The organism is Bacillus arachidis (genome assembly GCF_030285945.1).
Classification (GTDB): domain Bacteria; phylum Bacillota; class Bacilli; order Bacillales; family Bacillaceae_G; genus Bacillus_A; species Bacillus_A arachidis.
In genome coordinates, this window is record NZ_CP127376.1 from 764091 (window position 1) to 789586 (window position 25496).

31 protein-coding genes and 2 riboswitches are annotated in these 25496 nt (G+C 36.6%); of the genes, 18 read left to right on the forward strand and 13 right to left on the reverse strand.

Features of this window, described 5'->3' with window-relative positions; all coding sequences use genetic code 11:
• Nucleotides 1-7 precede the first annotated feature (7 nt).
• From thiS to QRY57_RS05615, 15 genes are all read left to right on the forward strand, one after another.
• Entirely contained in the window at nucleotides 8-211 is a 204-nt protein-coding gene (gene thiS, locus QRY57_RS05545) for a sulfur carrier protein ThiS (RefSeq protein WP_026592837.1), read from the forward strand.
• A 2-nt stretch (nucleotides 212-213) separates the two neighbouring features.
• On the forward strand, nucleotides 214-984 hold the full coding sequence (locus QRY57_RS05550; protein ID WP_026592836.1) for a thiazole synthase: 771 nt from the start codon (nucleotides 214-216) through the stop codon (nucleotides 982-984).
• The gene (locus QRY57_RS05555; RefSeq protein WP_286016849.1) at nucleotides 977-1996 is read left to right on the forward strand and encodes a thiazole biosynthesis adenylyltransferase ThiF; all 1020 of its coding nucleotides are present in this window, start codon (nucleotides 977-979) and stop codon (nucleotides 1994-1996) included. The genes QRY57_RS05550 and QRY57_RS05555 overlap by 8 nt, the downstream gene beginning before the upstream one ends.
• A gap of 16 nt (nucleotides 1997-2012) precedes the next feature.
• On the forward strand, nucleotides 2013-2825 hold the full coding sequence (thiD, locus tag QRY57_RS05560; RefSeq protein WP_286016850.1) for a bifunctional hydroxymethylpyrimidine kinase/phosphomethylpyrimidine kinase: 813 nt from the start codon (nucleotides 2013-2015) through the stop codon (nucleotides 2823-2825).
• Between the two features lie 95 nt (nucleotides 2826-2920).
• Nucleotides 2921-3066, forward strand: a riboswitch (cyclic di-AMP (ydaO/yuaA leader).
• Between the two features lie 96 nt (nucleotides 3067-3162).
• Complete coding sequence (locus tag QRY57_RS05565; protein WP_090694512.1) at nucleotides 3163-3561, forward strand: hypothetical protein; 399 nt, start codon at nucleotides 3163-3165, stop codon at nucleotides 3559-3561.
• 16 nt (nucleotides 3562-3577) lie between these two features.
• On the forward strand, nucleotides 3578-3808 hold the full coding sequence (locus tag QRY57_RS05570) for a hypothetical protein (RefSeq protein WP_139265605.1): 231 nt from the start codon (nucleotides 3578-3580) through the stop codon (nucleotides 3806-3808).
• Nucleotides 3809-4072: 264 nt separating this feature from the next.
• A riboswitch (cyclic di-AMP (ydaO/yuaA leader) is annotated at nucleotides 4073-4218 on the forward strand.
• Between the two features lie 101 nt (nucleotides 4219-4319).
• The gene (locus QRY57_RS05575) at nucleotides 4320-4424 is read left to right on the forward strand and encodes a hypothetical protein (RefSeq protein WP_026592831.1); all 105 of its coding nucleotides are present in this window, start codon (nucleotides 4320-4322) and stop codon (nucleotides 4422-4424) included.
• Nucleotides 4421-4501 (forward strand): K(+)-transporting ATPase subunit F, encoded by an 81-nt coding sequence (gene kdpF / locus QRY57_RS05580; RefSeq protein WP_000972378.1) that lies wholly within the window; start codon nucleotides 4421-4423, stop codon nucleotides 4499-4501. The genes QRY57_RS05575 and kdpF overlap by 4 nt, the downstream gene beginning before the upstream one ends.
• Nucleotides 4502-4520: 19 nt before the next feature.
• The gene (gene kdpA / locus QRY57_RS05585) at nucleotides 4521-6188 is read left to right on the forward strand and encodes a potassium-transporting ATPase subunit KdpA (protein ID WP_026592830.1); all 1668 of its coding nucleotides are present in this window, start codon (nucleotides 4521-4523) and stop codon (nucleotides 6186-6188) included.
• Nucleotides 6189-6201: 13 nt separating this feature from the next.
• Nucleotides 6202-8292, forward strand: a complete 2091-nt coding sequence (gene kdpB, locus QRY57_RS05590) for a potassium-transporting ATPase subunit KdpB (protein WP_286017807.1) — start codon at nucleotides 6202-6204, stop codon at nucleotides 8290-8292.
• An 18-nt stretch (nucleotides 8293-8310) separates the two neighbouring features.
• Nucleotides 8311-8892 (forward strand): K(+)-transporting ATPase subunit C, encoded by a 582-nt coding sequence (gene kdpC / locus QRY57_RS05595; protein WP_090694524.1) that lies wholly within the window; start codon nucleotides 8311-8313, stop codon nucleotides 8890-8892.
• A 56-nt stretch (nucleotides 8893-8948) separates the two neighbouring features.
• Complete coding sequence (kdpDN, locus tag QRY57_RS05600; protein ID WP_286016851.1) at nucleotides 8949-10103, forward strand: KdpD-like non-kinase potassium sensor; 1155 nt, start codon at nucleotides 8949-8951, stop codon at nucleotides 10101-10103.
• A gap of 120 nt (nucleotides 10104-10223) precedes the next feature.
• Complete coding sequence (locus tag QRY57_RS05605) at nucleotides 10224-10748, forward strand: cupin domain-containing protein (RefSeq protein WP_286016852.1); 525 nt, start codon at nucleotides 10224-10226, stop codon at nucleotides 10746-10748.
• 512 nt (nucleotides 10749-11260) lie between these two features.
• Nucleotides 11261-12115: a patatin-like phospholipase family protein gene (locus QRY57_RS05610; protein WP_208018060.1), complete on the forward strand. Its 855-nt coding sequence runs from the start codon at nucleotides 11261-11263 to the stop codon at nucleotides 12113-12115.
• 84 nt (nucleotides 12116-12199) lie between these two features.
• Nucleotides 12200-12433, forward strand: coding sequence for a hypothetical protein (locus tag QRY57_RS05615; RefSeq protein WP_231503957.1), 234 nt, complete (start codon nucleotides 12200-12202; stop codon nucleotides 12431-12433).
• Between the two features lie 43 nt (nucleotides 12434-12476).
• On the opposite strand, the gene QRY57_RS05620 is transcribed toward QRY57_RS05615, so the two are convergent.
• Complete coding sequence (locus QRY57_RS05620) at nucleotides 12477-13778, reverse strand: NCS2 family permease (protein ID WP_098962563.1); 1302 nt, start codon at nucleotides 13776-13778, stop codon at nucleotides 12477-12479.
• A gap of 231 nt (nucleotides 13779-14009) precedes the next feature.
• Here QRY57_RS05620 and QRY57_RS05625 point away from each other — a divergent pair, with 231 nt between their 5' ends.
• The 3 genes from QRY57_RS05625 to QRY57_RS05635 all read left to right on the forward strand — a co-directional run bounded on the left by QRY57_RS05625 (nucleotide 14010) and on the right by QRY57_RS05635 (nucleotide 16294).
• A complete protein-coding gene (locus tag QRY57_RS05625) occupies nucleotides 14010-14876 on the forward strand; it encodes an SDR family oxidoreductase (protein ID WP_286016853.1) in 867 nt (288 codons plus the stop codon).
• A gap of 115 nt (nucleotides 14877-14991) precedes the next feature.
• Nucleotides 14992-15753, forward strand: a complete 762-nt coding sequence (locus tag QRY57_RS05630; protein WP_286016854.1) for a L,D-transpeptidase — start codon at nucleotides 14992-14994, stop codon at nucleotides 15751-15753.
• A 268-nt stretch (nucleotides 15754-16021) separates the two neighbouring features.
• Complete coding sequence (locus QRY57_RS05635) at nucleotides 16022-16294, forward strand: hypothetical protein (protein WP_026592818.1); 273 nt, start codon at nucleotides 16022-16024, stop codon at nucleotides 16292-16294.
• A gap of 89 nt (nucleotides 16295-16383) precedes the next feature.
• On the opposite strand, the gene QRY57_RS05640 is transcribed toward QRY57_RS05635, so the two are convergent.
• From QRY57_RS05640 to QRY57_RS05695, 12 genes are all read right to left on the reverse strand, one after another.
• Nucleotides 16384-16596, reverse strand: a complete 213-nt coding sequence (locus QRY57_RS05640) for a DUF1540 domain-containing protein (RefSeq protein WP_018782370.1) — start codon at nucleotides 16594-16596, stop codon at nucleotides 16384-16386.
• Between the two features lie 72 nt (nucleotides 16597-16668).
• A complete protein-coding gene (locus QRY57_RS05645; RefSeq protein ID WP_026592817.1) occupies nucleotides 16669-17088 on the reverse strand; it encodes a thioredoxin family protein in 420 nt (139 codons plus the stop codon).
• A 12-nt stretch (nucleotides 17089-17100) separates the two neighbouring features.
• On the reverse strand, nucleotides 17101-17520 hold the full coding sequence (locus tag QRY57_RS05650; protein ID WP_208018055.1) for a disulfide formation protein C: 420 nt from the start codon (nucleotides 17518-17520) through the stop codon (nucleotides 17101-17103).
• Nucleotides 17521-17662: 142 nt separating this feature from the next.
• Entirely contained in the window at nucleotides 17663-18544 is an 882-nt protein-coding gene (locus QRY57_RS05655; RefSeq protein ID WP_286016855.1) for an LCP family protein, read from the reverse strand.
• A gap of 99 nt (nucleotides 18545-18643) precedes the next feature.
• Nucleotides 18644-18892, reverse strand: a complete 249-nt coding sequence (locus QRY57_RS05660; protein ID WP_090694542.1) for a YhdB family protein — start codon at nucleotides 18890-18892, stop codon at nucleotides 18644-18646.
• Nucleotides 18893-19013: 121 nt separating this feature from the next.
• Nucleotides 19014-19529 carry a PCYCGC motif-containing (lipo)protein gene (locus QRY57_RS05665; RefSeq protein ID WP_286016856.1) on the reverse strand — a complete coding sequence of 172 codons (516 nt, stop codon included), beginning with the start codon at nucleotides 19527-19529 and terminating at the stop codon, nucleotides 19014-19016.
• A 58-nt stretch (nucleotides 19530-19587) separates the two neighbouring features.
• Complete coding sequence (locus QRY57_RS05670) at nucleotides 19588-20688, reverse strand: GerAB/ArcD/ProY family transporter (RefSeq protein ID WP_286016857.1); 1101 nt, start codon at nucleotides 20686-20688, stop codon at nucleotides 19588-19590.
• A 12-nt stretch (nucleotides 20689-20700) separates the two neighbouring features.
• Nucleotides 20701-21783: a Ger(x)C family spore germination protein gene (locus QRY57_RS05675; RefSeq protein ID WP_286016858.1), complete on the reverse strand. Its 1083-nt coding sequence runs from the start codon at nucleotides 21781-21783 to the stop codon at nucleotides 20701-20703.
• A complete protein-coding gene (locus QRY57_RS05680) occupies nucleotides 21780-23297 on the reverse strand; it encodes a spore germination protein (protein ID WP_286016859.1) in 1518 nt (505 codons plus the stop codon). Before QRY57_RS05680 ends, QRY57_RS05675 begins: the two co-directional genes overlap by 4 nt.
• A 187-nt stretch (nucleotides 23298-23484) precedes the next feature.
• Complete coding sequence (locus QRY57_RS05685) at nucleotides 23485-24687, reverse strand: NAD(P)/FAD-dependent oxidoreductase (RefSeq protein WP_286016860.1); 1203 nt, start codon at nucleotides 24685-24687, stop codon at nucleotides 23485-23487.
• Nucleotides 24684-25016 carry a (2Fe-2S)-binding protein gene (locus QRY57_RS05690; RefSeq protein ID WP_286016861.1) on the reverse strand — a complete coding sequence of 111 codons (333 nt, stop codon included), beginning with the start codon at nucleotides 25014-25016 and terminating at the stop codon, nucleotides 24684-24686. The genes QRY57_RS05685 and QRY57_RS05690 overlap by 4 nt, the downstream gene beginning before the upstream one ends.
• The gene (locus tag QRY57_RS05695; RefSeq protein WP_026592807.1) at nucleotides 25013-25273 is read right to left on the reverse strand and encodes a (2Fe-2S)-binding protein; all 261 of its coding nucleotides are present in this window, start codon (nucleotides 25271-25273) and stop codon (nucleotides 25013-25015) included. Before QRY57_RS05695 ends, QRY57_RS05690 begins: the two co-directional genes overlap by 4 nt.
• Nucleotides 25274-25496 lie beyond the last annotated feature (223 nt).

Consider the following 25496-nt stretch of genomic DNA (forward strand, 5'->3'; position numbering starts at 1 on the left):
TGGAAGCTTGAATTTAAAAATTAATGGTAAGCAAGTAGAGGTGCCAGAAAGTATTAAGACAGTAGCAGAATTGCTTACGCATTTAGGATTAGATACAAAGATTGTTGTAGTAGAACGCAATACAGATATTTTAACAAAAGAAGATCATCAAAGTGCATCTGTTTTTGATGGAGACCAAATTGAGATTGTAACTTTCGTAGGAGGCGGTTGATTATGTTAAACATTGGACCATTTACATTCAATTCTAGACTTTTATTAGGAACAGGGAAATTTTCTGATTATGATGTGCAAAGAAAAGCAATTGAAGTATCAGAGGCAGAGATTTTAACATTTGCGGTACGTCGTATGGATATATTTGATGCACAGCAACCTAATTTATTAGAAAAAATTGATGTGAAAAAGTATACATTACTTCCAAATACAGCAGGGGCAAAAAATGCTGAGGAAGCAGTTCGGATTGCGAAATTAGCAAAAGCTTCAGGGCTCTGTGACATGGTAAAAGTAGAGGTGATTGGTGATGATAGAACGTTATTACCAGATCCAGTGGAGACTTTAAAAGCATCTGAAATGTTGTTAGAAGAAGGATTTATTGTTCTTCCTTATACATCTGATGATGTTGTATTAGCACGTAAATTACAAGAACTTGGCGTTCATGCGATTATGCCTGGTGCATCACCAATTGGTTCAGGACTTGGAATTGTAAATCCATTAAACTTAAGTTTTATTATTGAACAAGCAAAAGTACCGGTTATTGTGGATGCTGGTGTAGGGAGCCCAGCTGATGCAGCATTTGCGATGGAATTAGGAGCGGATGGCGTGCTATTAAATACAGCTGTATCTGGCGCGAAAGATCCTATTAAAATGGCAGAAGCAATGAAGCTAGGTATTCATGCAGGACGTTTAGGGTTTGAAGCAGGACGTATTGCACGTAAACGTTGCGCAACAGCAAGTAGCCCGTTAGAAGGAATGAGCGTAGTTGAATAATCGATATTCTCGCCAAGAGTTATTTTCTCCAATTGGAGAAAAAGGGCAACAGAAGATAGAAGAAAAACATGTATTAATTATCGGCGCGGGAGCACTTGGTAGTGCGAACGCAGAGATGCTTGTAAGGGCTGGTGTTGGCCATGTGACGATTGTGGATCGCGATTATATTGATTGGAGCAATTTACAACGTCAGCAGCTGTATTGTGAGGAGGATGTGAAAAATAATCTTCCGAAGGCTATAGCAGCACAAAGGCGCTTGCAAGAGATTAATAGCAATGTAACTGTAAAAGCTTTTGTTCAAGATGTAACAGCAGCAGAATTAGAAGAACTTGTTGCAAATGTCGATGTAATGATTGATGCGACTGATAATTTTGAAACACGTTTTATTGTTAATGATATATCGCAAAAATATTCTATTCCATGGATTTATGGAGCATGTGTAGGAAGTTATGGCCTTTCTTATACGATTTTACCAGGAAAAACGCCATGTCTATCTTGTTTACTACAATCTATTCCGCTTGGCGGAGCAACATGTGATACAGCAGGTATCATTTCACCTGCTGTATCTCTCGTTGTTTCTCATCAAGTTACAGAAACTCTGAAAATTTTAGTAGAGGATTATGAATCGCTTCGGGATGGGCTTGTATCGTTTGATGTATGGAAAAACGAATATTCATGTATGAAGGTGCAAAAACTTCGAAAACATAATTGTCCATCATGTAGTAAGGAAGCGCTCTATCCATATTTAAATAAAGAGAATACATCGAAAACTGCAGTTTTATGTGGGAGAAATACGGTTCAAATTAGACCGCCTTATAAAGAACAACTAGATTTTGAGCGATATAAAGAGCTATTACGTGATCGCGTAGCAGATTTAATGGTGAATCCATATTTATTGTCATTTTCAATTGAAGGGAAGAGACTGGTTGCGTTTCAAGACGGCCGTGTTCTCGTACATGGAACGAAAGATATGGTAGAAGCAAAAACAATTTATCATCGTTATTTTGGATAGAAAAAGGGTGAGTGAGATGAAAGTGAATAAAGCATTAACAATTGCTGGATCTGATAGTGGCGGCGGTGCTGGGATTCAAGCAGATTTAAAAACATTTCAGGAGCTTGGTGTATATGGAATGACAGTGATTACTGCTATTACAGCTCAAAACACGCTCGGCGTGCAAGGGGTATATCCTGTTGCAACCGAAGGGATCCGAGAGCAATTAAATTCAATTGGCGCAGATTTAACACCAGATGCTGTTAAGCTTGGTATGCTATTTAGTAGTGAAATTATCAAAGTTGTTGCAGAAAATATTAAAAAGTTTGGCTGGAATAATATTGTACTAGATCCTGTGATGATTGCAAAAGGTGGAGCATCATTGTTACAACAGGAAGCTGTGCAAGCATTAAAGGAATATTTATTACCCATTGCTACAGTTGTCACTCCGAATGTGCCGGAAGCAGAGGTATTAACAGAGATGGAAATTCACAACATTCAAGATAGTAAAGAAGCTGCAAAAGAATTGCATAGACTAGGAGCGAAATATGTTCTTATGAAAGGCGGGCATGCGGATTATCAAGGTAGCGAAGTGATTGATTTATTATTTGATGGTGAGCGGTTTATTGAATTTAAAAGCGAACGAATTGATTCTAAACAAACACATGGTAGCGGTTGTACATTTGCATCTGCTGTGACGGCAGGGCTTGCAAAAGGATATACAATGGAAGAAGCAGTATGGGAAGCGAAACAATTTATTAGTATAGCAATTGAAGAGCAATTAAATATTGGAAGCGGTCATGGACCAACGAATCACTTTGCATATAAACGTCAAGAAACTCATGCATAAACATTCGAAATTTGATGAGGAAGCCAGTTGTATAACTGGCTTTTTTTATTGTTTACTTTTTCCATATTTAGGAGTATTATATCAGCCAGAATCTATTTTTTGTAACGCTGAGTCCGGGTAATGGAGCGGAGGAACCAAACCGTGCATAAGCACTAGGGGTGAATCTTTCATGGTGAAAGTAGGGCTACTCTCAAAGTCCGAATCCGACAGCTAACTTCGTAAGCGTGTTGAGAGGGGATGGTGCACGGATGGACACATCGCTTCACCGATCTGATTAGTGTAAAAGAATATTAAATTACTATATTGGAATTCTTTTATACTAAGGGGGATGAAATGCATGGATGAGGAAAAAGAATTAACACTCATTTGTGTAGGAGAAGAGGAAAAGGTAAATAGTTTGCGAGAATTAGTACCTTTTCAAAGTGATATGATTATTTTTACAGTAGATGAACATGTAGCAGATGAAGTACGAGCATGTGGATTTGAATCAACGTATTGCTGTGATAAGGAACTAAATATAACGAGCATTTGTAGCGGAATCAAAAAAGTAATCTTGCTAGGAGATGAACTTCCAACAGTTAGCTTTTTCACTGAACGGATTCGCTTTTTTTTTCAAGCGCCTATTACAGTTGTCACAAGAAATAAAAACTATCCAGTCAGGCTCTATCAAACAATTGGAGCTAAATTTGTAGTGTTTACGAACTGTGATAATATTTCTTTTTTATTTTTTGAATAGGGCGGAGGAAGCGAAGATGAAGGTGTTATTACTTGGAGATATAGCACATCGTTGGGCGGTATCAGTAGAGCGAGTTCAAGAATTGGCTGCGCTAGATCCTAGTTTTCCAAACCCATATATGATATTACCATCAGAAGAGAGTTTGTATTTGGAAACGGATATTATCGAATATGAGCAGGTACGTGTAGAACTGTCACAAGTTTATATTCGAGGAAGAAGTTTACGTGCATTTTTGCGAAGAGGGTAAATTTTGAATGAAAAAAGAGCGAATGATTAAGTACAATAAGCTAGGCACTTATATGAATTCGCTCTTTTTCTTTCATATTTAAAAGATTATTTTCATGAAAAAGAAAGAAAAGACAAGGAAACAGGTGATAAAATATTAATATTAACCAATGTAAGCGTTTAAACAATTGAATTTTTTCTTATTTTAGGAAATACTACTCTTTACAAGTTAAATATAGAGGAGTATATTTACATTCATAAATTGTTTATAAAAATTTCCAAAAACAACCTGATATCGCTGAGTCCAAGTATTTGGAGCGGGGGAACCAATTTTGTGCATTGTCACTTGGGGTGAATCTTTCATTAAGAAAGTAGGGCTACTCTTTAGGCCCGAATCCGACAGCTAACCTCGTAAGCGTTTGGAGAGGAGGTTTACTTTTGTGTTGTTCATTTTTGAACACTGAGTAGAGCCTCAGTGTTCTTTTTTTGATGGGTAAATGGTAAAATTTAACATTTTGAAATGAGGGATTGGAATGCTAGATGTAGTGATGATCGGAATCTTTGTTGTATTAGTAGCATCTATGATAGGGCTTGCAAGCTGGTCAGATAAAGTTGTGAAAGAAGGGAAGCAATCATGATGATTGCCTTATCAGTTATTGTCGCAGCGATTACTGTGTATTTAGTTTATGCGCTATTAAATCCGGAAAAGTTTTAATTAGGGGGAATCATTCATTATGATTTGGATTGCAGTTGTCATCACAATGCTATTATTTATTCTTGTAGCAAAGCCAACGGGGATTTATTTAGAAAAAGCTTTTCAAGGTAGTAGAAAACTAGATAAAGTATTTGGACCTTTTGAAAAGCTTATTTTCAAAGTTACGGGTGTTAAGCATTACAACCAAACTTGGAAACAGTATGCATTATCATTAGTTGCACTTAACGGTTTTATGATTGTTGTCGTATATTTCATTTTCAGGTTACAAGGTGTATTGCCGTTAAACCCAGCACATATTGAAGGCATGGAGCCAACGCTTGCTTTTAATACAGCAATCAGCTTTATGGCAGATACAAACTTGCAGCATTATAGCGGTGAAAATGGATTATCTTATTTATCACAATTAATCGGAATTACATTTTTAATGTTTGCTGCACCAGCAACAACATTAGCGCTTGTAATGGCTTTTATAAGAGGATTAGCAGGTAAGGAACTTGGCAATTTTTTCGTAGATTTTACAAGAGCTCTAACAAGGGTCTTTCTTCCAATTGCATTTGTTGCAGCGCTGATTTTTGTTGCGCTTGGTGTACCGCAAACTTTAGACGGAGCGGTTACAGCACACACGATTGAAGGCGTGAAACAAAATATTTTACGCGGGCCTGTAGCTTCATTCGTTTCCATTAAGGAACTTGGTAATAATGGTGGTGGATTCTTCGGAGCAAACTCCACGCATCCATTTGAAAACCCAGGACAAATCAGTAACATTTTACAAATGATGCTCATGATGTTATTGCCAACAGCTTTACCATTTACGTATGGAAGAATGGTTGGAAATAAAAAACAAGGACGTATCCTTTTCGTTTCTTTATTTATGGTGTTTTTAATTGGATTTGGAACCATTGTTTCATCAGAATTACACGGAAATCCAGCATTAAATCAAATGGGTATAGAACATGTACAAGGAAGTACAGAAGGCAAAGAAGTACGATTTGGAACAGTTTTTTCTTCACTGTATGCGACTGTAACAACAGCAGCAGAAACAGGTGCAGTTAATACGATGCATGACACGTTAACACCAATTGGTGGATTGGTACCACTTGTAAATATGATGTTAAATACAGTATTTGGCGGCGTTGGGGCAGGCTTCGTTAATATCATTATGTACGCAATTATTGCTGTTTTTATATCTGGATTGATGGTTGGACGGACACCAGAATTTCTAGGTAAGAAAATTGAAGGTAAGGAAATGAAATTAATTGCAGTAACGATATTATTTCATCCATTGCTTATTTTAGGATTTTCGGCTTTAGCACTTTCAACAAATCTAGGAACAGATGCAATTTCCCATTCAGGTTTCCACGGTTTAACGCAAGTTGTATATGAGTACACATCCTCTGCTGCGAATAACGGATCTGGATTTGAAGGCTTAGCAGATAATACACCGTTTTGGAATATTACGACTGGTTTAGTTATGTTTTTAGGACGCTATTTCAGCCTAATTACAATGTTAGCTGTTGCAGCTTCATTGAAAGAGAAAACGATAGTACCGGAAACAGTCGGAACATTCCGAACAGATAATAGTTTATTTGGTGGAATTTTCATTGGGACAATTGTAATTGTCGGTGCGTTAACATTCTTCCCAATGTTAGTATTAGGTCCAATTGCAGAATTTCTTACATTGAAGTAATGGAGGGTAAATGATGAGACCTGTAGTGGTAAAAGAAAAACAAGTGAATCAATCACGGGTACATGTTGTAGAAGATGAGGTTAGACAAGCGAAAACAATGGATCGTGATATTGTGAAACATGCGATGAAGCAATCTGTTGCGAAATTGAATCCGAAAGTAATGGTAAAGAACCCTATTATGTTCGTTGTGGAAATTGGATTTATAGTCACTTTGATTTTATCCTTTCTTCCGAATGGTTCTAGTAGTATACCAGGCTGGTTTAATATAACAGTTTCTTTCATTCTATTATTTACAGTTTTATTTGCTAACTTTGCAGAAGCATTAGCAGAAGGACGTGGGAAAGCACAGGCTGATTCTCTAAAGCAATCGAAGAAAGATGTATTTGCAAACGTTGTAAAAGAAAATGGGAAAATCGTTCAAGTATCAGCGACTGAACTGAGAAAAGGTGACGTTGTAATTGTAAAACAAGGGGAAATGATCCCGAGTGATGGCGAGGTTATTAAAGGGTTAGCGTCAGTTGATGAATCAGCAATTACGGGAGAATCCGCTCCTGTTATTAAAGAAGCAGGTGGAGACTTTTGTTCAGTAACAGGCGGTACAATGGTTGTTAGTGATGAAATTACGATTTCAATTACAAGTAATCCAGGTGAGTCGTTTATAGATAAAATGATTTCGTTAGTAGAGGGGGCTGCTCGCCAAAAAACACCGAATGAGATAGCTCTGAATACAGTACTGACAAGTTTAACTCTTATTTTCTTAATTGTAGTTGTAACACTACCGATTTTTACAAATTATTTAGGGTTTAAGATTGATACAGCCGTACTTGTTGCACTACTTGTTTGTTTAATTCCAACAACAATTGGTGGTTTATTATCAGCTATCGGGATTGCCGGTATGGACCGAGTAACGAAATTTAACGTGTTAGCAATGTCAGGGAAAGCGGTAGAAGCTGCAGGAGATATTAACACAATTATTCTAGATAAAACAGGTACAATCACGTTTGGGAATCGGATGGCACATACATTACTCCCAGTAGGAAATGAAACGATTGAACAATTGGGAAAATGGGCTGCACTCGGATCGGTGTTAGATGAAACACCAGAAGGTCGCTCTGTAATTGAATATGTAAAATCAAAAGCTCTATCATACAACAGTGAGCTTGCAGAACAAGGTGAATTTGTTCCATTTAAAGCAGAAACAAGAATGAGTGGTGTGGACTTACCTGACGGGACAAAAGTAAGAAAAGGAGCAGTTAATGCAGTTATTGAGTGGGTGCAGGCACAAGGTGGTACGATTCCAAAAGATTTGAATCAAAAAGCAGATTTTATTTCAAAAGAAGGTGGAACGCCACTTGTAGTTGCAGTGGATAGTCGCATTTATGGATTGATCTATTTAAAAGATACTGTAAAACCTGGTATGCGTGAACGTTTTGAACAGCTTCGCCAAATGGGGATCAAAACAGTGATGTGTACAGGTGATAATCCATTAACAGCAGCAACAATTGCGAAAGAAGCAGGAGTAGATGAATTTGTTGCGGAATGTAAGCCAGAAGATAAAATTGCAGTTATTAAAGCAGAACAAGATAAAGGAAAACTTGTGGCAATGACAGGTGATGGTACGAATGACGCGCCAGCGCTAGCACAAGCTGATGTTGGATTAGCGATGAATAGTGGAACGACAGCTGCGAAAGAAGCGGCGAATATGATTGACCTAGATTCCAACCCAACAAAAATTATTGAGGTTGTAGGGATTGGGAAACAGCTATTAATGACGCGTGGTGCATTAACAACATTTAGTATCGCGAATGATATCGCAAAATATTTTGCGATTATCCCAGCGATGTTTACATTAGCAATTCCACAAATGGAAGCACTGAACATAATGAAATTAACTTCACCGCTTTCAGCCATTTTATCGGCATTAATCTTTAACGCAATTATCATTCCACTGCTCATTCCTTTGGCAATGAAGGGGATTGCGTATAAACCGATGAGTTCTAATGCATTACTTGGTCGCAATTTATTGATTTATGGGCTTGGGGGAGTAATTGTTCCTTTCATTGGGATTAAAGTGATTGATCTAATTGTAGGGCTGTTTATATAAGGAAGAGGGGAAAAGAAGATGGCTAAAAAACAAAGTATACTTTCACCGGTCATTCGTGTTACCTTTACATTTCTTGTTCTATGTGGGCTTTTATATCCGCTACTGGTAACTGGAATTGCACAAGCAGTGATGAAGGATAATGCAGATGGAAGTCTTATATATAATGAGAAAAATGAAGTGATTGGTTCAAAATTAATTGGTCAAAACTTTACAGACCCGCGTTATTTTCATGGGCGTGTCTCTAGTATAGAATATAAAGCAGAAGCATCAGGATCAAATAACTATGCACCATCTAATCCTGATTTAGTAAAACGTGTAGAAAAAAGTGTAGCGGATTGGAAGGAGAAAAATGGGGCTGTTCCAGTTACAGAGGTACCGATGGATTTAGTGACAAATTCAGGTTCTGGATTAGACCCTGATATTAGCCCAGAGGCAGCTTACGTACAGGTTGATCGTATCTCGAAATTAACGAATATTCCGAAAGAAAAGCTGAATCAATTAATTAAAGATCAAACAGAAGGTGCTGCACTAGGTTTATTTGGAGAGGATCGTGTAAACGTCTTGAAACTAAATTTGGAGTTACAGAAAATAATGAAATAGTACCGTTGCTACCTCAATCTAATCGATTGGGGTATTGCTGTTTACTAGGAAAGGTTGTGCGCGTAATGTATGCAGATGATTATAAACCAACATTTCAAAGACGAACGCCAGAGGAGTATTTAGCGTATATTCGAGAGCAAAATCGCGGGAAATTAAAGCTGTATGTAGGTGCTGCTCCAGGAGTAGGAAAAAGCTATAAAATGTTGTTTGATGCACAAGAGATGAAAAAAGAGGGGATTGATATTGTAATAGGTTTAATTGAAACACATGGAAGAAAAGAGACAGAAGAAGCAATTTCAGATTTAGAGAAAATCCCTTTAAAAGAAATGAGTTATAAAGGGAAGATATTTTATGAGCTTGATGTAGATAAGATTATAAAACGAGCACCCCAAGTTGTTGTTGTAGATGAATTGGCACATAGTAATATACCTGGATCAAAACATAAAAAGCGTTATATGGATGTAGAAGAGCTATTGGAGGCAGGAATATCAGTATTATCAGCCTTTAATATTCAACATTTAGAGAGTGTTCATGATATTGTGGAGCAGATAACGAATGTAAAAGTACGAGAGCGTATTCCTGATTTTATTTTACAAAAAGCAAATGAGATTCAACTTGTTGATGTGACCCCTGAAGTTTTGAGAAAACGATTGATAGATGGAAAGATATATAAAGAAGAAAAAATTCAGCAAAGCTTGCAAAATTTTTTTACAGTTAATAATTTAGGAGCTTTACGAGAGTTATCCCTTCGTGAAGTTGCAGACGATATGGACGATAAAATGAGTCAGTCGGTGACAGAGCCAATAGGTGTAAAAGAAAAAATCCTCGTTTGTGTGCAATATAGCTCAACAGCAGAGAAATTAATACGGCGTGGTTGGCGTATGGCAGATCGATTAAACGCTGAATTATATGTATTCAACGTTGAAAGAGAAAATATAGAATCCTTATCGGCAAGTAAAAAGCAAACAATTGATGAGTGGAAGTCGTTGACGAATCAATTTCATGCTACTTTCTTGTTAGAAGAAGCGAAAGGAAGAAAGCCTGCAGATGTCATTATTGAAGTAGCGAAACGATTGCAAGTCACACAAATTTTACTTGGCCAATCAGCAAGAACAAGATGGGAAGAAATTCGAAAAGGATCAATTGTCAATGAAATTATGAGGGAAACGAAGCATATTGATATTCATATTGTGGCTGATCAGAGAGGATAAAGTATTTCTTTGAAATAAAGTTTGATAATGTATTACGCCCATTTACCCCCATTTTGCATCCCCATAATTAGGAAACGGAATAGGATAAAAGGTAAATGAAATCATGAAAGGAGCATGAATATGTACCATAAATCATGGTATCACTCTCAATGGCAAGATCCAATGTATAGAAACTGGAGTAACAACAATTGGATTTATAATTGGAATCCTTATTACAGAAGCAACAGATTAACAGATTATGGACCAAAACCATTTGTAGTGAATATTGACCAAGCTACTAAGCAAAACAATACCTACCGCACCGCTTTATGGACAGGGAAAAATTTGCAAGTGACGCTGATGAGTATTAATGTTGGAGATGACATAGGTTTAGAGGTTCACCCGACAACTGATCAATTCATACGTATTGAAGAAGGACAGGGACTTGTTCAAATGGGTGATAGCAAAGATAAATTAGATTTTCAAGAAATGGCCTATGATGGTTATGCGATTATGATACCTGCTGGAACATGGCACAATGTAACCAATATGGGTAATATACCACTTAAAATTTACGCTATTTATGCGCCGCCGGAGCATCCATATGGTACAGTTCATGAAACAAAAGCAATTGCCATGTCTACTGAAGGACACCGCTATTACTAATTAATAATTCATCGATTGCAAATTACGAAAAGGAAAGTCTAGGTATGTATATATCTGAATTCAAAACCGATTTAGCCGAAATATTAAACGAAACGAATGTATTGTTTTTGAATAAGAAATATAGGGTTAGATTAACGAGTGGGTATTCAACTCACAGGTGTTAATGTTCGATCAAACGTATCCTAAAACGGCCAAACTTTTCATAAAAAAACTTAAATTTACGGAAGAAGGATCCGTTTTGATCAATCTTTTTTCAAAACGGATTCTTCTTATATGCTTGAAAACATAAGTTTTTGGGGTGTTTTTAATCAAGCTTTATTCCAAAACTACATAAAGCGAGATTCAAAGGTTTGTAAAGAATGTAGGAACACATTTAGAAAAGGTAGAGGAATAATTTTTTTCTTCCATTGAGCCTTCTGAATATGGATTTTGTAAAGACTCATATATAATAGAAAGAGATACTTAACGATGTGAATAGTTAAAGAGTCTATGTATCAAGAGGAGAGGAAGCAATGCTTGAAAATACGGGTTTGGTATTAGAAGGCGGCGGTATGCGCGGCGTATATACGGGTGGAATACTGGAATACTTTATGGAACAGGATTTATATTTTCCATATGTTATTGGTGTTTCAGCAGGAGCGTGCCATGCGGCGTCGTATCTTTCAAGACAAAGAAATCGAAATAAAACAGTGAATATTGATTATGCAACACATCCAAGATATTTATCATACAAGAATCTATGGAAAAAACGTCAATTATTTGATATGGATTTCATTTTTCGTGAAATTCCAGAAAAGCATGTTCCATTTGATTTTGACACATATTTTAATAGTCCAGAACGTTTTCTTGTAGGAACGACAGATTGTGAAACTGGAGAGCCTGTTTACTTTGAAAAGGAAGGTACGAATGAAGAGGCATTGACGTTATTACAGGCTTCTAGCTCATTGCCATTTATCGCACCAGTTGTAAATTACCGTGGTAAACAATTATTGGATGGCGGGATTTCTGATCCAATTCCAGTTCGTAAAGCACAAAAAGATGGCTGTGAAAAATCAGTTGTTATTTTAACGAGAAATCATGGATATTCTAAGAAAAAATCAAAATTTGGATGGATTGCAGCAAAGGCTTATAAGAAATATCCTAATCTTGTCAATACGATGCTATTTCGTTATGAAGTATACAATGAGACACTTCATTATATTGAGAAAGAAGAGCTAGCTGGCAATCTATTTGTCATTCGTCCAGAAGTACCACTTCAAGTGGATCGAATGGAAAAAGACCAAAAAAAACTGCAAAATTTATATGAACAAGGATATAAAGATGCAGAGAGGCAATTTGCTGATTTACAGGCGTTTTTACAAAGTTAATAGATGTGAAACCTCTTTAAGAGGTTTTTGTTTTTTGAAATAGATTGAATATAAAATCTATTACGGTTCAATATGTGGTATAATATGGATATATTATTTAAAGGAATGATCCATATGGACAATGTATATAAAGGACTTCGGTATACTGGATATTTGGCAATGATTATTTTTGGTGGGGTATTTCTATTACGCTTTATGATTCATGATGAAGTTTTATTAGATCAACTAATTGGTTTTAGCGCGGGACTGGTGATGTTTATTTCTTCGTTTTTGATTCAGAAGTATAGTAAAGAATTACAAATGAATAAGGAATATTAGAAAAAGCCTTGTTTCACAACTTTTGTGAAACAAGGCTTTTTTATTAATGTGGTATGAAAACCAACTGATAAGCAAACAAAATACCAAATACGTATACAAGCGGATGAACAGCACGGAATTGTCCTTTTGCCATTTTCATAAGTGGATATGAGATGAATCCAAGCGCGATACCTGTTGCGATACTTGATGTAAGTGGCATGCTTAAAATGACTAAAAATGCTGGGAAAGCTTCATCAAATGCATCCCAATCAATGTGACGAACTGCGCCCATCATTAAGCTACCAACAATAATTAATGATGGAGCTGTAATAGCGGAAACGCCAGATACCGCACCAACAAGTGGTCCGAAGAATGCAGTTACTGCAAATAATACCGCAACAGTTAATGTTGTTAAGCCTGTACGACCACCAGCCGCAACACCAGCAGAAGATTCAATATAAGCAGTTGTTGGTGTTGTTCCGAACATAGAACCAATCGTTGCTGAAATAGAGTCGGAAAGAAGAGCACGTCCGGAATTTGGAAGCTTGCCATCTTTCATAAGGCCGCCTTGCTGTGCAACTCCAAGTAGTGTACCTGTTGTATCGAATAATGTTACAAGGAAGAGCGAGAAGACAACGCCGTATAATCCGTAGTGAATGACATCAGACACTGCTGTAATTGGATTAGAAACAATTACGCCTTCTGGTAAACCAGGCAGGGAGGTAACGCCGTTTGAAAACGTTAATTGTCCAGTAAAGTAAGCGATAACCCCTGTTAATAACATCCCGATAAATAATGCACCGTTCACGTTTAAAGACATCAGTACTAACGTAATCGCAAGTCCAGCTAATGCAAGTAAAACAGGCGGAGAATGAAGATCTCCAAGCCCAACTAGATTTGAAGGGTGTTTCGTAACAATCCCTGTTAGACGTAAGCCGATAAATGCGATAAATAAACCGATACCAGCTGTAATGGCATGCTTTAAGTTTTCAGGAATAGCTTCCATTAATTTTGTACGGAAAGAAGTTAATGATAGCAAAATTAAAATCATACCTGCTACGAATACAGCAGAGAAAGCAATTGCAAATGTCATACCTTCATGAGTTTTTACAACTGAGTAAGCAAAGTAAGCATTTAATCCCATCCCTGGTGCAACTGCAATTGGTAAATTTGCAAAGAATGCCATACATAATGTTCCGACAACAGCAGCAATAATTGTCGCTGTAAATGCTTGTTCAAATGGAACACCTGCATCACCAAGGATGACTGGGTTTACGACGATAATATATGCCATTGTTAAGAAGGTAATAATACCAGCCATAATTTCTGTTTTAATAGAAGTTTTATGTTTTGAAAGGTTAAACATATAAACATCCTTTCTGTTTACGAATGATTGTCACAACAGTTATATATAATATTCGTTTTTTGAGTGTAATGCAAGAGTTTCGTAAAAAAAGTTTATAACAATCCATATTTTATGTCTTAATTTCGAATGTTAATCAAATCAACACTTTTATGTTTCGGCTTTTCATGTATAAGTACTTTTTAGCATTGTGTACATTATAAGAAAGAGAAATGAAAAGGAGCTGAAATACGTATGTCTGAGCAGAAAAAGTTTTTAACGTTACCACCACAACATCAAAATAGGCAACCAGGAATTGAATCGATGATGAATCCTCTCCCAAAGTACGAAGACCCTAATTATCGTGGAAGTGCAAAGTTAAAAGGGAAAAATGTGCTTATTACAGGGGGAGACAGTGGAATTGGAAGGGCAGTATCGATTGCGTTTGCAAAAGAAGGGGCAAATGTCGCTATTGCTTATTTAGATGAAACGGAAGATGCAAATGAGACAAAAAGAATTATTGAGGAGCAAGGAGTGAAATGCATATTGCTTCCAGGAGATTTAAGCGATGAACAACATTGTCAGCAAGTTGTAAAGGAAGCAGCCTCGAAACTGGATGGTCTGAATATTGTTGTGAATAATGTTGCGCAGCAATATCCACAGCAAAGTTTAGAATACATTACGGCGCAGCAACTTGAAAAAACATTTCGTATTAACATTTTTTCTTATTTTCACGTTACTAAAGCAGCACTTGCATATTTAAAGCAGGGAGATGTGATTATAAATACAGCTTCAATCGTTGCGTATGAAGGGAATGAACAGCTCATTGATTATTCGGCAACAAAAGGAGCGATTGTGGCTTTTACACGTTCACTTGCAAAATCTTTAGTTCAAAAAGGAATTCGTGTAAATGGTGTTGCACCAGGCCCGATTTGGACGCCGCTTATTCCAGCGAGTTTCGATAAGAAGAAGGTATCGGAATTTGGAAGTAATGTACCGATGAAAAGGCCAGGACAACCATATGAATTAGCTCCTGCTTATGTATACTTAGCTTCAGAGGACTCCACATATGTTACTGGGCAAATGATTCACATAAATGGTGGGGTGATTGTGAATGGATAAAAGTATGGGGAGAGAGCTTTATATTTTCATTCATAAGAATAGAACTCATAGTAAAAGCTAATTGTACCATCATATATTATGGGCAATTTTAAAGGGGATGCTTGGGGGGATATGAATGAAAAAAGTATGTTTCGTTGTAATACTCTTCTTCTGTCTACCAATCAGTACTTTTGCCAGTAGCGACCATTTAATACTTATTAATCTTACGACAAATCAATTATCTTTTTTTGAAAATGGAAACTATGTAAGAACGTTTCCTGTTACAACTGGAAGGCGTAATACACCAACTCCTGAAGGTACATTTTGTATCATTAATAAATATAAAAATAAAGAATATCATCGTAAAAATATTCCAGGTGGTGCGCCGAATAATCCGCTTGGAACAAGATGGCTCGGTTTAAACGAAAAAGAGTATGCAATTCATGGTACAAATCGAGAAGGGACGATTGGAGGAAGGGAATCAAATGGTTGCATTCGTATGCACGATCGAGATATACAATGGTTATACGATCGGGTATCGTTACAGACAAAAGTAATTATTTCTCGGTTTTACACATCTCCAGAATATGCAGCGCATAAGCTAGGATATCGTGTTATAAGTTGGAATGGACGTATAATAGAAGAAGAACAAATTGGAACATTAACACTTGTGGATCGTATGCATATATATTGGCAAGAACCAAACGGTCAATTTACGAAAGTAAAAACGGTATTGCCGAATGAACGATACGCCGTTTATTCTCGAGGGAAGAATGGAAACTATTATATAGGTAATAATTTGTATATTTTGGATGAAGCAGGTGAAAAAGTTCGTTATGATCAAGTGCCTTATTCCATTTTAAGTAATATATATAAGAGAAAGTATAATGTACCGTAAAAGCTATCGTAAATAGACGATAGCTTATTTGTTATATCAATATAAAACCCGTTCGCTTTGGAGGAGAGAGGGGGAGAAGCGGTCAGTGCTTTTTTCGCCCCACCCCCTGCTGTGTTTAAAACAAATCGAGAAAATGAGTGGAATCTCTATTCGTTTTCATAGCCGCGATGTATGCGTTGGAAAATTAAAGAGGCTCTATTAGTTGGTACAATCGCAACTATTATGTTCTTGTGAATATAATACAGTACAGATTGGGGGCGGGCGTGTTATGGGGAAAGGGAATAGCCAGTTTGCATTTAAAATCTTTTTATTGACGAATTGTTTATTTATTATTTATTTGTATGTATCATTTATGTTTGATTTTTACATTACTTTTATTGATTTAGTGCTTTTAATTGGTTTTATTTGGTCCTTTGTTGAAGCGAGAGAAGGGGAACCTGGAATATATCGCAGGATAACCATGTTTGGAAGCGTTTTTATATTGATTGTGTATATGATCTTGATGCATGATACTTGGAAATATGGATTTGCTATGATGTAGGGGCATATGATTCATCGTATGCTCCTACACCTAGAGATACATATTATGAAAGAAAAATCCCCACCTCAAAGGAGATGGAGATTTGCGTGTTAATATTTCGGTCTAAATGTTTGGCAGCATGTTTCAACGCTTGTTGACGCAGAGCTTTCAAGTGTTTCACCTGTTAAGGCCGAGTTTGTATAAGACTCATTTGATTGATTCGTGTTTTGATCATCAGGCTGGACAAAGATTGAATTCGCTTGACAAAAGTTCCCTTGTCCCCAAAATGAACAATTGGACACAGAACAGCGTACCTCTGGCATAAAATCCCCTCCTTATACATTAGTGTGGGATTTTACACAGCTTTCATGTATAGAAGGAGTTTCCTTTTCTTCTTATTTTTTGTTTTCTTTAAACCATTGTTCAAAAGCATCTTTTGGTTGCTCACCTTTAATACGATTTACTTCTTGTCCATCTTTAAAATGAATAATTGTTGGTGTTCCTTCAATTTTATAATCATCCCAAGCTTTTTCATCATTAAAAATATTAATTACTTTCATATCAATATTCATGTCTTTAGCCATTGGAACAACGATAGGTGAGACTTTCTCACAATAGTGACAACCTGTTTGATAGAAGTAAACGGTTTGTTCTTTCTTTTCTTCGTTATTTTTACGGATGTCTGAAGAAGTAGTTTTATTTGTGTAGTAATTTTTTTCTTGTTTTTCTTTACTGCCACTTTCCATTTGTGTGACAGCGGCAATAGCTGCAAATAAGACGATAATGATACCGCCGAAGATAAGCATTTTTTTCATAATTTCAGCTCCCTATTTGTTTTTGATTACAATAAAGCTGCAAATTGCAATCGTGATAAATCCGATAAGTGCTAAAAACGGGATTGTGACGAATCCAAACCAGTTTATGTATTCTCCCGTACAAGGTACACGTCCGCAAGCAGCTCCTGCCTCTGAGAATGCGGGAACTTTTTGAATCGCATAATGATAGAGAGAAATACAGGCACCGATACTTGCAATTGGTAAAGAATATGTAGCAATGCGGTAGTCTTTTTTTACAACTGCAATACCGAGCCATAAAACAAATGGATACATAAAGATGCGTTGATACCAACAAAGTACACAAGGCTCAAATTTCATGATCTCGGAAAAATATAGGCTTCCAAGTGTAGCGATAAACGAAGCTCCCCAAGCGGTAAACAAAGCATATTCTTGTTTTTTCTCACGTTTCATGTTTTTACCTCTCTTATAATAGTTACATACTAAATTATAGTATGAAGAGGACAAGAAAATAAAGAGAAAATATTTTTATCAAGGTAAGTTTTATAAGAAGAAAACTTGGGAATAAAAAAAACAAGGTCCTTGAACCTTGTTCTTACGGCCGGTTTACAGCTTTTGTGACATGAAAAAAGTTTTGAATGGCTTCTTTATTTGTTTCTTGATTTATTTTTAAGACGGAGCCAGCATGTTTGGTAAGAGCCGATTCATATGCTTTATCAATGGGAATTCGCATTGTTTCTATTTTATCAATAGGCTTAGACAAAATACTATTTCCAAGTGTAAATAGCACCCTCATATTTAAATTCGTTTCTATATATGGAGAGAGTTCGTGTGCCATTATCGGTAAATTTAGTACGCCATCTATAGAGTGAACGTTATCAGTAAGGGTTTGTTTCAATGCCTGGAGTACTTCTTGTTGTCGTTTCACACGGCCAAAGTCACTTTCAGTATCATGGCGAAAACGTGCGTATTTTAGTAAATCTTTCCCGTGAAGAGGTTGTAAACCTGGCTTTACATGTAGCCCCATATCATCGATTATGGTTTGTGTAACATTCACTTTAATTCCTTCAGGTGCAATGGTATCCACAATTTTAACAAATGCTTCAAAATCAATCGTAACGTAATGGGAAACATCGATTCCAAAATTATGTTGAATTGTTTTTCGTAATAATTCAGGGCCGCCATAGTAATAGGCAGCGTTGATTTTATTATATTTTTTATCATAAGAGGGAATTTCTACATAGCTATCTCGCATAATTGAAGCAAGCTTTGCTGTATTTTCTTTTTTATTGTACTGGGCAATCATAATGGTATCAGCACGGGCTTGTTTTTCACCTCGTGAATCACTGCCGATAATTAGGATATTCCATATGTCTTTTTCTTGTTTTGCGCTTTGAAATGATTGAGTGTTATTTGTTTTTTCACAGCCGATAAGCAGTATAAACATGTAGAGAAATAAGTACCAGGATTTATGCAAATGATCACGTCCATCCACTATTGATATATGTATTATGAGTAAGGATGTGGAAAATTATTCAAAAAACCGCTATTCTCGGGAGGGAGAATAGCGCTTCATTTACATTTGCACTTGATCTATTTCTTCTATATGTGATTTTTGTGAAGCATGGTCGATATATTGAAATAGAAGCTGAAGTTGTTTATCTACTTCGGATAGTTCTTTTCCATATTGGTAAGCATGTAAAAAATGCTCAATTCGTTTAGAAAATAGATGATCATCAGTTTGTACCATTAAAACAAGCAACTTGTCCCAATTACAACAATACGTGTAATAGAGAGCTTTATCGTAGTCGTTATATGTGTGCATTGTGTACCCTCCTTACTGAGGAGTTATATATAGTGTATGACAAGAAGAAGGAAATACACTTGAAAGAATTTGCTATGGAAAATGTTGAGTGAAAAATAAAAAACGAGGAATTTCCTCGTTTTTACGATTTTGGCATTGGAGTAGGTGTTGGCTTTGCGTAGCCTTCTTTATATTTATTATCAATGTATTTTCGAATTTCAAGAGTGGATTTTCCTTTTTTCTTCATAGATGCAGATTCGGTTGCAATTTCTAAACAGTTTACACAGGTCGTTGCGTGAGAATCCCAAACAACTTCTCCATTTTTTTTAATTTCACGAATAAAACAGTTTTTGTTGTTTTTATGCCCCACACTTTCTCCGCATCCACAGTAACAAGGAATCCAGTTTAATAATTCGGCATTTTTCCCTGCAACTGCATAGATCTCTTTCATTTGTGGATCTAGTTTGTCCAAAAATGTTGGTAGTGTGTCAATTTCTTTTGTCGTTTCTTGGATGTCACCTTGCTGAGTATGAGAAGCGTGTTCTTCGTTGTGTTCGGAAGATTCTTTGTGCTCGGAGGATTCTTTCTTTTCGGCTGCACCGCATCCAGAAAGTACAAGACTGCTTATTACGAGTAAAGAGAATAGATATTTTTTCATCTGCATTTCTCCTTTGTTTTCGTGATAGTGAAATTGTACCAAATATGCTGGTGATTTCCTATGTAGAAGTTTTGTTTTGTTTATTTTTCAATCGCCAGCGAATAGAGTGCCATAGAAACAGGAGAGGGATATAAACATATACAATGTACATACCTGTTTGGGATAAAAGCATATTTAATGTGTCGATACTTTCTCGATTTGTAAAAAATAAGGAAGCGATGTATACGACAAAAATAAAAAAAGGTAGTGTGATTTTAAATGGGATACGGAATGAACGCTTCATCGACTGACAAGAGGACCATACTGTTAAACAGAGATTTGGTAAAATGATAATAAACCATACAAAAATAATAATATATTCAAACCGCTGAATAAAGGGAACTTTAATAATTTTTAACATCGTTAACGTAGGCCAAATTGTATGTTTCAATAGTCCTTCACTATAGTACATAAAAGTGATAAGTGCTAAAAGTACATAAAGAATGGTTGTAAAAGCAGCACCACCATGTGCCCACCTCTTTAAAGATTTTCCTTTTTCAATCAGTGGATAAAAGAAAAGTAGCGCTTCAAATCCTAGAAATTCTAATGTAGAGTCTTTCGCAGATTTTACAATATCTAAAGGTGAATGAGTGAAAATGGGCAGAATATTACGAACATGTGCATATTCCATTGGGAAAATTAAAAAGAACATTACGAATATAGGTAGTACAACTCCCCAAAAACACATTCCTGTTACAGAACGGAACCCACCTTTTATAATATAATAAGTGACTAATAAAAATATTAAAGTTAGTTGCCATAATTTAATGGTTGGGAATACCCAAACTTGAATGACTTCGATATATGTACGAAGGACGGTGAGACAAAATAATAAAAAATAAATTGTAAAAAGCAAAGAAAATAAGGAGCCAATCCATTTTCCAAAGCATGTTGTATGAATATTGATTAGGTCGTTATCTTTTTCCAACATTTTCAACATACAAAATAATACAAAGTGAGTTGTAATTCCCGCAAGAATGAGGGAAATCCAAGCGTCATAACCGGCATTTTTTACAATAATGCGTTGATAGCCTAAAATTCCGACTCCGACTTGAAGAGAGTGAATTAAAAAAAACATCAAGTAAGGGGAGACAGTTAGTTCTTTACTATTCGTACCCACCTTATCACCTCACTATTCTCCGATACCAGATTGTACAACGTTAACATCGACGTCAATATTAATATCTATAGATGGATACATTGCTTGAATTTGTTGTATGCTCCATTTTCTTGATCGACTTCTAATTTGGTCGCGTATCCCTAAAGGATCTATTTTTTTATGCTGAAATTGTTGAATCAATTTTTGAGACTGATTTTTAATCTTTTGTTCTACTTGATTTTTGACATATTTTATATTCCCCTTTTTTGTTAAATCAATCCAACTAGGGGCATTTTTTATTAATCCATTTAATTTTAAACGGATTGTTACTTTAGGAATATTACCTGTTTGATCAACGTGATAGACACTTTTTCCTGATAAATTTTGTGTTACGACAAGACTTTCATGATTATCTTTTTTTATTTGTGCTTCATAACGACCATTTTTAGTCGGATTCAGGAGCAACTTTACTAAAAAAGAGTCTTGTTTATCGGTATACATCACCACTTTGTCTCCTTTTAAAAAAGCAAGACCTTTTACGGAAACCGCGTGATCATCAGCGATTTGAATGTAAGGAAGAAATGGATCGCATACAGATGAATAATAATCATAAAAAAAAATATTCAAAGCTGTCCGAGGGATATTTTCATTCCGTATATTTTGTTCAAGTAAGTCAGCTAGATACAATGAACCGTTTGGTGCGACATATTTTAGAAGTTCTTCCACTGAACCATCTACAAGTGCTAATTGTACATCTCGCCCAATATTAGGATCACGTTGTAAATTACTGATGATTTCATCAATTCCATATGAACCAATAGGCTTTCCAAATAATATGACACGCATTTGTCCTAAAACAACATTGTGAGGTGATTTTGCATCTAAATGAGAAGCGATCGTTTCAAGGGATCTTGCAGTGGTTGACTGAGTTTTTGGTTTTGTTTTTACGCCAAGCGTGTAGTCGGGATATAAGATAGTACCTTGAATTTTTTTATCTTTTGCTATATCGAATCCAGCTACGTGAATGATTCTTTGCGTATCTACTATGGATGTTTGCGTGCAACCAAATTGGGAGCATAAAACAACAATTACTAATAAAAATAGAATGTTTCTCATGTTTCCTCACCATCACGTTTTTGTTTTGCTTTGTTTGGGTTATAGCGCCAATTTGCTTTTGGTCGCAGAAAAGAAGGGCGCTGGGCCGTCTGACTAAATGGCCAGCGAATGAAACCTTCCGCTGAACCGAAACCACGATATGGATATAAAGGTAATAAATAAGGTGATCCAAGTGATTTTAAATGTAGTAGATGTACCAATATAAAAACAAATCCCACAATAAGACCAAGTCCTCCGAAGGCACCCGCTAAAAGGATAAGTGGGAATCGGAGTAAACGAATGGTAGTAGACATTTTTACAGTTGGTGTCGTGAAAGAAGCAAGTGCAGATAAAGCCACAGCGATTAATAGGATTGTACTTGTTAAAGCTGCCTCAACAGAAGCTTGTCCGATTACAATTCCACCAACAATACCGATTGTTTGCCCAACTTTTGTAGGTAAGCGGGCGCCAGCTTCGCGCAATAATTCAATTGTAATTTCTAAAAAAAGTGCTTCTAGGATTGGAGGAAAGGGTACATTTGCTCTAGAAAAAATAATGGGTCCAAGCAAATCTGCTGGAATCATCTGATAATGAAATGTTAATACAGCTGTATAGATTGCTGAGGAAAATAGAGAAAATATAGCCCCAAAAAAGCGAATCAATCTAAAGAATGTGCCGATCGTCCATGGCAAATAGTAATCCTCTGGTGAAATGAAAAAATCTAATAGTGTTGTCGGTCCGGCTAATGCATAGGGAGAACCATCTGTTAAAATTAATACTTCACCATTGATTAAAGCAAATACAGCTCGATCAACTCTCTCTGTTGGTAAGAGTAGTGGAAAAGGTGAATTGCTATTATCGCTAATAAATTGTTCAATCATTGTTGCGTCGAAGGGGACATCGAAATCAATATCCTTTAGACGTTGTGTAGCAGTATTAATAAATTGTTCGTTTGTGATTCCTTCTATATAGGCCACTACAATTGTTGTTTTGGATATAGATCCTACAACAACTTCTTTAAAAACGAGTTGCTCTGTTACAATAACACGACGTAATAAATGTAGGTTCGTGTCAATATTCTCCACGAAACCAACTTTTGGACCAATTACGCTATATTCATTTTCTGTATCATTATATAAACGCTTACCAAGAACAGTACTTTCTGCTCGAACTAGAGCATATTGTGCAGTTTGTGATATATTTTGTAGTTTAACGAGTACATATCCATCCAATAGCTTTTCACGAATATCGTCAATGGAAGGCGAGATAACAATGTCTTCAATGGGGACGATGTTAGTTAAGTCAGTGATACCTTGAATCTGTTCTAATTGGTCTTTGATAGGTGTTAAAATAAATTGTTTAATTATGACTGCTTCTACGACAGATTTATAATAAAAAAGGCATAGTGCATCGTTTTCTGTAATGTTGTAAGAAACAAAATCAGTAGATTCCTTCATCGTATGAATAAATTCTGGAATGGTACAGCTCGTTTTTTTGTTTTTAGCTATAGAATTTTTTCTTGGTAAGCCAAACATGTTTTTCACTCCTTTCCCTTATATGGAATGCTCTTATTAGTTTTTGGGGAAGACAAAATTTTATGCAGGAAACATAAAAAAGCTGTCCAAAAGTTAGACACTGTGTATCTTTTGAACAGCTTTTTGATATTTGTTTATAAAAGTTAAAGGATAATTTTTATTTTGGAACAGGGGTATAAGTGATTCCTCATATTTCTTGAGCAAGTGCAAGCAGTTGCTCGCGGCCTCTAGAAATATGCGGGTGAAATTGGATTGTTGCATTTTCACGTGTTCTTTTCACATCTTGAATTGCCTGCTGTAGTAAGGAATCAAGATGTGAATGAGATGGTTGTAGTTCTTTTGCAATGGCAGTTCCAGCAACAGTTCCTTGTGCCATCGCAACTTTCGAGCTTTCAATCCCTGTAATATTACCAGCAACATATAAGCCAGGAAGTTGTGTAGCCATTTTCTCATTATGAAGTGGAACATGCCCGCCAAGTTCTTCAATGTAATGAAACGGACATCCAGCGACAGCTGCTAATTCTGCTAGTGGATAGAGACCGCCAGCAATACAGACAAAATCAACAGCATGTATTTCTTCTGTTCCAGGAATAATCGCCCCATCTGGTGTGATAGTAGCAATTTTCACAGCTTCTACTTGTTTATCGCCAATGATTTCGATAGCAGCCTTTCGCAAATGAAGCGGTGTGTTCCAAATTTTCATTCCACGCTTTGGATAAAATTGAATGGCTAATTTCCGCAGCGCAGGATTTTTCATAAAACGGCTCCCAATTTTTAATAAAGGAGAGGGAGCGATATGAGCAACATGAAGTAGAGAGTTCAAAACGTGAAGCGGCTGTGCGCTTTGTTTTGTTACTGTATGCTTAGGTGGTAAAACGACACTGTCAATTTCTAGCCCAGCGAGCTGTAATTCATGCATAATTGCAAACGATAATATATTCGCTCCAATAATCATTCCTTTATTACCGACTTTGACGCGATGTACATTCGTCATAACTTGTGCAGCTCCAATGGACATAACACCAGGCAAGGTCCAGCCGGGAAGCGGCGTTGGGAACTCAGCTGCTCCTGTTGCAAGAAGAACATGCTTTGTTTGGAAGATACCGATATTCGTATGAACAGCCCATTCATTTCCGTTTTGTTCTAAATCATGTACGGTTACACCACATTCAATAGGAAGTGCTAAATCCTGCAACTGTTTTTGTAATTTCTTTGTTTCTTCTATACCATTCCACCATGTTCCGTTTGGTTCTTGATGAAGTTGGCCAAGAAGGCGACCACCAGGTTTTATAAATTCGTCAAAAACTCTAACAGATAATCCATATGTTTTGCAGGCGATGGCTGCACATAATCCCGCAGGACCAGCGCCGATAATGATGACATCAATCATATGTGATCCTCCTTTTTTAAAGGAGTAGGTTGTTGCAAGCCGCTTTGTACAACCATTTGATCTTCAACTACAGTCATGCAGGCACGCACATTTTGCTTGCCGTTTATTGTGACGCGGCACTCAAAGCAATGGCCAATATTACAATAAATAGAGCGTGGTGCTCCTGTTTCTTCATGAACACGAAACGTTCGAATGTTATTAGCGAATAGGGAAGCAGCGACTGTTTCGCCAGCTATTCCTTCGCACTTCGTTCCGTTAAATGTAAAAGAGACGGTTTTGCTGTCTGATAAGTTACCGAGAATTGGGTGGTGAATGATACGATTACTCATGATCTATCACCTAACAAGTCAAAGGTAACGGGACGAACTGGTGGTTGATGCTTTAATGGCTGACGGTTTTGCTCCTGTGATGATATAAAACTTTCTAGTGCACACCTGCATGTTCGGCCCCCACAAAATCCCATACCCGCTCGGGTACGTAGCTTCAATTCTCGTGTAGAACAGTTGTATGTGTTCGCTGTATGAAGTAGCTCTTTGTATGTTACTTCTTCACAGCGACAAATGACAAAATCGTTTGCAATGTTCATGACAAAGCCCCCTTGTTAGATTGGTTGTTTGCAAATTTATATGCAAAATACATGCCAATCTATATATCCATTTTGATTTGCAGGCATATAAGTCGCTGCTATACAAATAAAATGGGCTCTTCACTTATTTCTACTTGGCATGGGGCAGGAAGAGAGACTGACCGCTTCTGTGCATGGCGGGCGCTCTCTTCTCACCCAAAAGGAAAGGTGCTATATTGTTTTT